Raw genomic sequence first — 6,901 nt, 5'->3', positions numbered from 1 at the left:
CCCGCGACCGAAGATCTCCGCTCAATGCTCTTCCCATTGTCCACCTCCATCGAGGTGGATGTTGAATCAGCACAAAACGCAGCCGTCACATCACAATCGATTCATCGATCACAGGACGTGCTCTAGCATCGCAGCCGCTGTTTCAATTTCCTCTATCAGCCGCAATCATACCGCATCTGCCTCGTCAAAACGGCTGCACGTTTAGAACAGATGCCAGCGATGGGGATCACCGGCAGCTCACGCGGGCTGGGCGCTCAGGCCGCTCTTCTCGATCGCATACACGGCCGCTGCCTTATCGTTATCGGAGGTATCGCCCGTAATACCTACAGCGCCAAGCAGGTCACCGGCTTTGTCGCGTACCAGAACTCCACCAGGAACGGGAACGATCCTCCCGCGGACACGGCAGTAAGTCCGGCTACGAAATGGGGCCGGTCGGCCGAAGCCTTGTCGAGCCAGCGCGAGCCGAAGCCCACGGCCAACGCAGCGTAGGCTTTTCCGGTCGCTATCTCGAAGCGGAGCATCGACGCTCCGTCCTGCTTCTGGAACGCGATCAGGTGACCGCCGGCGTCGAGGACCGCAACGCTCAATGGCTTGAGGCCCCTCTTGTGCGCGGCGGACAGCGCACTCGCGATGATCATGTTGGCGGCTGCCAATTTCAATGCACTCATATCAGTTCCCTTCAGCACGCTCGCAGACGGTCCTTGCCTTCATCTCCAGCCTTCGCGCATGCAGCACCGGCTCCGTGTGGCCGCTCGGCTGCTTGCGGCCCTTGAAGATTAGGTCCCGCGCCGCCATGAAGGCGATGGAATTGTCGAAATCCGGAGCCATCGACCGATAGAACGGATCCCCTGCGTTCTGCTGGTCCACCACCGCTGCCATGCGCTTCAGTGTTTCCATGACCTGGTCGTGCGTGCAGACGCCATGGTGCAGCCAGTTGGCGATGTGCTGTGAGGAGATTCGCAGCGTCGCGCGGTCCTCCATGAGCCCGACATCGTTGATGTCCGGCACCTTGGAGCAGCCGACCCCCTGATCCACCCAGCGCACGACATAGCCGAGGATGCCCTGGCAGTTGTTGTCGAGCTCCTTCTGGATGTCTTCGGGCAACCATTTAGGACGCGGCGCGACCGGTACGGAGAAGATGTCATTGAGGCTGGCGCGGGGCCGGCTGCTGAGTCTGTCCTGCACGGCCTGGACGTCGACCTTGTGGTAATGCGTGGCGTGCAGTGTCGCGGCAGTCGGCGAGGGCACCCAGGCGGTGTTGGCGCCGGCCCTCGGATGCGCGATCTTCTGTTCCAGCATCGCCGCCATCAAATCGGGCATCGCCCACATGCCCTTGCCAATCTGCGCCCGGCCCTCGAGCCCGCAGGCGAGTCCGATATCGACTGTTTCATGTCGTTCTTGCGAATCATCGGGCCGGCTTCCATCGAGGTGTGGATCTCGTCGCCGGTGCGGTCGAGGAAGCCCGTATTGATAAAGACGATACGCTCCTTCGCTGCGCGGATGCACTCCTTGAGGTTCACCGTGGTGCGGCGCTCCTCGTCCATGAGGCCCATCTTCATGGTGTTCGGCATCATGCCCAATGCCTGCTCGACACGGCTGAACAGTTCCACCGCGAAGGCGACTTCGGCCGGCCCGTGCATCTTCGACTTGACGACATGCATGGAGCCCGCCGGCGAGTTGGCTTTCCGTCCCTTCTCGCCGACGTCATGCAGCGCGATCGCCGCCGTCATCATCGCGTCCATGATGCCTTCCGGCACCTCGTTGTCGTCGCGGTCGAGCACGGCCGGATTGGTCATCAGGTGGCCGACGTTTCTCACCAGCATCAGCGACCGCGCCCTGAGCGTGAACGGCTTGCCGTCCGGGCCGGTATATTCGACATCCGGTTCGAGCTTGCGTGTGAACGTCCTGCCGGCCTTGGTGACCTCCTCCTCAAGGTTACCCTTCATCAGGCCAAGCCAATTCCGGTAGACGGCCACCTTGTCCTCGGCATCCACCGCCGCGACCGAATCCTCACAATCCATGATCGCTGTGATCGCCGATTCCAGCCGCACGTCCGAGATGTCCGCCACGTCCGCCTTGCCGATCGGCGAGGCAGGATCGATGACGATCTCGATGTGCATGCCATTGTTCCGCAAGAGGAAGTGCGTCAGCTTGTCCGCCTGGCCCCGATAGCCGGCGAACTGCTCCGGCTTCTTCACCTTCACCGCCTTGCCGCCGACGGTGGTCAATGCCAGCGCGCCGTTCTCGATCGCGATCGTCTTGACGTCGCTCCAGCTCGCGCCGGCAAGCGGCACGCTCTCGTCAAGGAACTTCCGCGCCCACGCGATCACCTTCTTGCCGCGCGCGGGACTGTAGCCCTTACCCTTCTCGGCGCCGTCCTCTTCCGGTATCGCGTCGGTGCCGTACAGCGCATCGTAGAGAGAGCCCCAGCGGGCGTTCGCGGCGTTCAGCGCATAGCGTGCATTCATCACCGGCACGACGAGTTGCGGCCCGGCGACGGTCGCGATTTCCGGATCGACGTTCTTGGTCGCGACGGTGAAATCCGGCCCCTCCGGCACGATGTAGCCGATCTCGGTCAGGAACGCCTTGTACTTCGCTAGGTCGTCCGGCGCGCCATTGCGCCGGTGCCATTGGTCAATCTTCTCCTGGATATCGTCCCGGATGGCAAGCAGCTCGCGGTTGCGCGGGCTGAGATCGTGCACAATTGAGGAGAACGACGCCCAAAGGGCCGAGTTGCCGACACCCGTTCTCGGCAAGGCCTCGTCGCGCATGAAGTCGTGCAATTCCCTTGCAATCTTCAGTCCGGCAATCTCGACCCGCGCGGCATGGACAGGTTTCCGACTCATTGGACGCCCCCTAGGCTGCCGGCCGTGTGGCGACGGGAAGGTCTGCCGCAACGGCTTGGACCAGCATGGCGGAGGTCGCAGCTGACAGGGTCCAGCCGAGGTGGCCATGGCCGGTATTGTAGAACACACCCGGCGCACGTCCCTTCCCGACGCGGGGCATCATGTTCGGCATCATCGGCCGCAACCCGGCCCACGGCACGACGCGGTTGGTTTTGACACCCGGGAAGAGTGTCCGCGTCCACTCGACCAACGGCCTGACTCGGTCATCCCGGATGTCTCGGTTGAGGCCGTTGAACTCGGCGGTGCCTGCCACCCTAAAGCGTCCTTCGCCGAGGCGGCTGGTCACGATCTTCGCACGGTCGTCGAGAATGCTCACCCAAGGCGCCGCCTGCGCTGACGGGTCGTCAAGGTGGACGGTGATCGAGTAGCCCTTCACCGGATAGATGTTGAGGCGATCGCCAAGCATGGCCGCGAAGTCGCGGCTGTCCGAGCCCGCACACACCACGATCCCGTCGGCTTCGATGACCTGTTCGGCGGCCCGCCCGCCGGAGCTGTGGGTGGTATAGGCCAGCCGGAACCGTTCCCGCCGTTCGATGCGAGTCACAGTCGCGTCATAGAGGAAGGTGCCGCCCCGCTTCGCGCAGGCCAGGGACAGGCCCGTGGTGTATTTGTGGATGTCACCGGTCGAGTCGGACGGCGTGTAGAAACCGGCATGAAAGTCAGCGCGCAGGGCCGGTTCGATGGCGGCGATCTCTGCCGCGGTCACCGGTCGCCGGTCCAGCCCGCCTTGAACGAGCATCTCGTTCACTTTCGTGGCGTGGTCGAAGCCCGCTTTGTCCCAATAGACATGAAGGATGCCGCGGCGGACATGGTCAAAATCGATGCGCTCCCGCTCCGCGATCTCGAACAGGTACTCGCGCGCGGCGATCGCCAGCCGGGTAGTCGCAATGGTGTTCTCGCGATACCGGGCGATGTTAGACACGAACTCCGCGAGCCAGCTGTACTTGTGCCACGAGGGCGCTAGGTTCATCAGGAGCGGCGCGTCGCGCCGGACCATCCATTTGACCCCTTTGAGGATGGTGGACCAATGGTTCCAGACTTCGGCGTTGCTGGCCGAGAGCTGGCCGCCGTTGGCGTATGAGGTTTCCATCGCAGCATAGCGTTGCCGCTCGATCACGGTCACATCGTAGCCGTGCTCCAAAAGGGCGTACGCCGTCGAAACGCCGGTGATGCCGGCGCCAATTACAAAAATCTTGGGCATTTCACTCTCCAGACAGACCAGTGGGTGCGGGTCGCAACCCGCGGCTTATCCCCAAATCTGTCTCTGTACCTGAGAGTTTAACCGGATAGCGGGCCCGGCTTTCCCCTTCGGTGGACGCTCTGGGCGTCTCTCTCCAGATCGTTCGGCGGCACGGTCACTTTTGCCTGAGAGTTTCCTTGGGGGGTTGCTCCGTCGGCGTCGGCACTTGCCGAACTCTCCCGTCCTGCCTTGTGAACAGCCCATTTGTAGGATGACTGCCTGCACTTTCGACGGTCAATCCATACGTCAGCGTGAAACGACGAGACCAATCTCAACGGTTTTTGAAACGGAAGAACCATCCGAATGCACATTGAGCGGCATCCGTGAGACACCAGCGCACACTTGAGGCACGATGAGCTTGGTCCAAGGCGGCGGTTTGCTCGTGAGATGCGCGGTTCGAACATTTAGGAATTGAGCGCCGTTGCGCGACCAACGCATCTGTCGCTTCTTGCACATGCGTTGGTTGATCAACTGGTTCACGGTCGATTCCACATGGGCGGTCGACAACCGCTCGCCTCTTCGCCGATGTGACGCCAAGGATCCAATGTTGCGATAGACGTAGCTCCGGAATTCCTGGAAGCGTTTGTAGAAATCGTCGATTGTGGCCGTATTTTGCCCGGCTGCCTCGGCTTCGAGACGGTGAGCCAGGATAAGGCCGGCCAGCCGGGATATTGCAATCATCCAGCGGGTATGCCGGGATCGACCGTGGTGCCACAGGTTACATCGAACGCTGCGCAAGGCGCGGCCATATCGCCTGAATCGCGTCTCGGCATCGAGATTGCCGAGTCCGAGGGTGTGATAGACAGCCTTCTACATCCAGGAGATCCGTCGATCGAGGTGAAACCAGTCCAATTGATGTTCCATGGTGCGCTCAACCAGTCCCCGGCCAGACGTTGCATCGCGTCTTCCCCGTCGGACAGGACTGTGAGCTTCGTAGCCGGCCCAGCTCGGCGCAGCGCCGATCGAATGCGTTCCCGGGCAAGACCCGTCGAGATCGCGGACCGCGGCGAAGATCTCGCCGTTACAATCCGGCACCTCGATCCGGCCAAGAACGACCTCGAAATGCTGTCGCTGCATGCGCGTTCGGGTCGCGGCGACATATGCGCCATCGCTGCCCTCGACCATGTTCTCGGCGGGATTGGTTGCCGCCGATCTCTCGGAAATTTCGGCTACGGTTTCCGCCTCGCTTTGCTGTCCGATTTCGAGAACGCGATTGCGGATCGTGGCATGATTGAAGCTGTCGGAATCCGGCAGAAACTGCCGTAGCAATTTCGCTGCCTGGCAATAGGAGAATTCACCACCAAGGCTGACCTGCAGATGGCGAAGTTCCGGCGTCGAGCGATGCGGAAACAAAGACGTCACAGGCGAAAGATCACCAACCTGTCCGCACGGCGTCGGCGATCCTTGATCGGGTCGCGTTCGCCCGCAGGCATGCTCGCTTTTGCGATATCCCGACTGGGCGGCTTCATTCTGTCTCATCGTCTCGAAGCCGAGGCAGCCGGGCAAAATACCGCCACAATCGACGATTTCTACAAACATTTCCAGGAATTCCGGAGCTACGTCTATCGCAACATCGGATTCTTGGTCGACTACGCGTCACATCGGCGAAGAGGCGAACGGGTGTCGACCGCCCATGTGGAATCGACCGTGAACCAGCTGATCAACCAACGCATCAAGAAGCGACAGATGCGTCGGTCGCGCAACGGCGCCTAATTCCTGCTCAATGTTCGAACCGCGCATCGGAACGGCAGGTTGGAGCGGTACACGGGCCTCGCCAAACCTGGGGCAATAGACCGGATTCCATGTTCCGCTCCGGGCGCGAGTTCGCCGCCTGGCCTGGGCCCCGCACCTCTCGCGCCGCACGCTAGCGGGCACAAGCCTGTCCTCTGTGCGCTCTTGCTCACCATCTGCCGAAGGAGACAAATGCCCATGACCCGCCCTGCTTTTGGCCGTCCTGCGGCGAGGACAAGTTCGGCCGGACCGGCGCCGACGAGCGCGAACTCCTCGACAAGGGCCCGTCCCACTTCAAGCGGTTCGTGCGTGTGCGTCCGAAGATTGGCTGCCGCGTGCGCCCCCGGAAGGTTGAGACATTTCAAATCGCGCTGCTTTATGCAGTCCACAGTTCAGCAGTCGAGGCATTTTGGCGCAAACTTTTCTCCGCCAGATATTACCATTTCCAGGTTAGGCGTTTGTTAGAAACGCTAGGCGAATCCTGCCCATAAGGGCCTTCTATGCGAACTTTGATCCGGCGGCCGTACAGCCCCGGCATCGCCATCGGCGTCGGCAAAGAGGGGCGCTCCTGCTCGGCGGCAATCACCGCCCTGAAGCAGGGCGTCGCTTGAGGTCGAGGCACACATTGTCTCCATCACTGATGGACATTCCACTGCCACGGACCTCGGGACGGCGGCGTATGGCGCAATTGCGGACCGAGCCTGATGCTGCATGTGGGCGGCATCGAAGTTGGGGCGATTTCGCGGAACGACCAAGCGATCGACCTTGCCGAGCTCATGTCTGTTGGCGTCGACCCGCTCCACTGCGCGACCATCGCATTGAAGTCCGCGCTCATTTCCGTGCGGCGTTCGAACTGATCACGCGCGAGGTGATCAGGGTCGGCGCGCGGCGGGATGGTGGGATCTGCCGCCCTGTCAAAAGCAGAGTACCGCCATGTCCGTCGACCGATCTGGCCGCTCGACGACATCAAGTTCTAGACGCCTACCCATAAGGGACCTGACCAATCAGAAAAAGTTTGTCAGAA

At 61.7% G+C, this 6,901-nt stretch carries 4 protein-coding genes, 3 pseudogenes and 1 riboswitch; of the genes and pseudogenes, 2 read left to right on the top strand and 5 right to left on the bottom strand.

From position 1 onward, the window contains the following. Nucleotides 1-237 precede the first annotated feature (237 nt). From JQK88_RS34985 to JQK88_RS34965, 5 genes and pseudogenes are all read right to left on the bottom strand, one after another. Nucleotides 238-668: pseudogene (locus JQK88_RS34985) on the bottom strand (GlcG/HbpS family heme-binding protein). A gap of 1 nt (nt 669) precedes the next feature. Next, nucleotides 670-2,846: pseudogene (locus JQK88_RS34980) on the bottom strand (malate synthase G). Nucleotides 2,847-2,856: 10 nt separating this feature from the next. After that, on the bottom strand, nt 2,857-4,107 hold the full coding sequence (locus tag JQK88_RS34975; protein ID WP_203281117.1) for a D-amino acid dehydrogenase: 1,251 nt from the start codon (nt 4,105-4,107) through the stop codon (nt 2,857-2,859). 141 nt (nt 4,108-4,248) lie between these two features. Continuing rightward, a riboswitch (glycine riboswitch) is annotated at nt 4,249-4,338 on the bottom strand. A 54-nt stretch (nt 4,339-4,392) separates the two neighbouring features. Then, entirely contained in the window at nt 4,393-4,827 is a 435-nt protein-coding gene (locus tag JQK88_RS34970) for a hypothetical protein (protein ID WP_203281115.1), read from the bottom strand. Between the two features lie 129 nt (nt 4,828-4,956). Further along, the gene (locus JQK88_RS34965) at nt 4,957-5,508 is read right to left on the bottom strand and encodes a hypothetical protein (protein ID WP_203281113.1); all 552 of its coding nucleotides are present in this window, start codon (nt 5,506-5,508) and stop codon (nt 4,957-4,959) included. 42 nt (nt 5,509-5,550) lie between these two features. Between JQK88_RS34965 and JQK88_RS34960 the strand changes: the two genes are divergently transcribed. After that, on the top strand, nt 5,551-5,859 hold the full coding sequence (locus JQK88_RS34960; protein ID WP_210388446.1) for a hypothetical protein: 309 nt from the start codon (nt 5,551-5,553) through the stop codon (nt 5,857-5,859). A gap of 677 nt (nt 5,860-6,536) precedes the next feature. Then, nucleotides 6,537-6,734: pseudogene (locus JQK88_RS34955) on the top strand (hypothetical protein); the annotation flags it as partial. Nucleotides 6,735-6,901 lie beyond the last annotated feature (167 nt).

The organism is Mesorhizobium caraganae (assembly GCF_016836705.1).
In the GTDB taxonomy this organism is placed as follows: Bacteria; Pseudomonadota; Alphaproteobacteria; order Rhizobiales; family Rhizobiaceae; genus Mesorhizobium; species Mesorhizobium caraganae.
This window is presented reverse-complemented; position numbering and strand designations above follow the sequence as displayed.

Bases quoted from the DNA above. Each gene is read 5' to 3' on its own strand.
- JQK88_RS34970 (WP_203281115.1), bottom strand. From the start codon at position 4,827: ATGATTGCAATATCCCGGCTGGCCGGCCTTATCCTGGCTCACCGTCTC.
- JQK88_RS34975 (WP_203281117.1), bottom strand. From the start codon at position 4,107: ATGCCCAAGATTTTTGTAATTGGCGCCGGCATCACCGGCGTTTCGACG.